Consider the following 1,542-nt stretch of genomic DNA (forward strand, 5'->3'; position numbering starts at 1 on the left):
AGGCTCTTTTTCTTTTACCACAAATTGCTACACTCTTTGCAATATAAGCATTCTAAACCATTTTGTCCCCCCGCAAGGTCTTCATCACTTTATCGAAATGCTCAGTCGTGATGTCGCTAATTGATGGGTAAGATGTCTGTGCGCCAGCATTGTTCACGAGAATATCTAAACCGTTCAAAGATTGCACTGCATCTGTCACCAACTTTTGGCAAAAATGCTCGTCGGTGATGTCACCCGGAAGCGCAACCGCTTTGCGTCCTGATTGTTCAATTAATTGGATGACCTCTTGAGCATCAGCTTCTTCGCTTTTAAGATAGCCAATAGCGACATCAGCACCTTCTCGCGCAAATGCGATCGCAACAGCGCGCCCGATACCAGAATCGGCTCCCGTGACCAATGCCTTGCGACCTGCAAGCTTTCCACATCCAATGTAGCTCTGCTCACCGTGATTCGGTTGGGGCTGCATCTTTTGGGCAAGTCCTGGTACAGGCTGCGGTTGTTTGGGAAAGGGCGGAGCAGGATATTGCTGCCGGGGGTCTTGCATCTCTAATCGAGCGTCTTTCATCACTTAGTTGTTTTGATAGTTTTTGCAATTCAAGACTCAAGTATTAAGTATTGAGGAGAACGATTCCTCACCCTTTGAGCAAAATAATGTTCCAGAGTATGCCCCACTAAGGGCATGAGCTAATTATGGTAACTATCTAGATATTGCTTGCATCCATGCTCACCTTTCCAGCGTTTACCAGATCGTCTTGTTTCACCAACATACAACAGCAAGGGCATGGCATTATCGATCACAAAATAAACAGCGGCGCTACCCGCATCTGTTGGCATCCTGTAAAACGCCATTGATTGCAAAGGTAAAGTAAAAGGATCTATTGCGTCTGGGTCGAAGCGGTTGGGTGTAATATCAAATAACGCCGTCTGTTCAGGTGGTTTGCTCTCCCTCACCCATTGCTGATAGTGCAAAATTTGCGCTTTCCACTTGAGTAGGACATCACCGCTCATTAGCAGTCCCTCTGTTCTGCGTACTGGCGTGGGCTTCACTTCTGAAAATAGGTTTAGCTGATTTGGTTCCAAGGTGAATACAAAGGGTGCGATCGACTAGCTAGCTGATTATCCCTGATGAAAGTGACATCCCCCAAGAAACACTACCAGAAGGCAAGCGGTTAGCCCTCAGAGGATGTCAAAGAATTATGAATTATGCCTTTGATATTTAATCCGCACTTGCTTAACGTCAAACTCAGATTCTAAAAACTCAAGTTTTTCTACTTGCTCAAATCCCAAGTTTTCAAACTGTTCCAGTTCAGAGTCTGATAGTGCCCAAGGTGGGCCATCCGGTTCAGCTTCTGTATCTCGAACACGAGTAATCATCAAAAGTGTACCACCAGGAGCCACAAAGGAGGCAACCAAAGAAATAGCAGCATAACGCACATTTAACGGTAACGCTTGAATGTTACGGCATTCGAACACAAAGTCAAAGGCTTGATGCCATTGTGCCGGAACTGCGAACAAATCTGCAACTACGTAGTTGACAGTTGA

General features: G+C 45.7%; 2 protein-coding genes and 1 pseudogene. All 3 read right to left on the bottom strand.

Features of this window, described 5'->3' with window-relative positions:
- Positions 1 to 52: 52 nt before the first annotated feature.
- A complete protein-coding gene (locus tag G1O98_RS38150; RefSeq protein WP_163939634.1) occupies positions 53 to 565 on the bottom strand; it encodes an SDR family NAD(P)-dependent oxidoreductase in 513 nt (170 codons plus the stop codon).
- A 119-nt stretch (positions 566 to 684) separates the two neighbouring features.
- Entirely contained in the window at positions 685 to 1,008 is a 324-nt protein-coding gene (locus G1O98_RS38155; RefSeq protein ID WP_163939636.1) for a hypothetical protein, read from the bottom strand.
- 186 nt (positions 1,009 to 1,194) lie between these two features.
- Positions 1,195 to 1,542: pseudogene (locus tag G1O98_RS38160) on the bottom strand (SAM-dependent methyltransferase); the annotation flags it as partial.

The organism is Nostoc sp. UIC 10630 (genome assembly GCF_010747425.1).
GTDB lineage: Bacteria > Cyanobacteriota > Cyanobacteriia > Cyanobacteriales > Nostocaceae > Nostoc.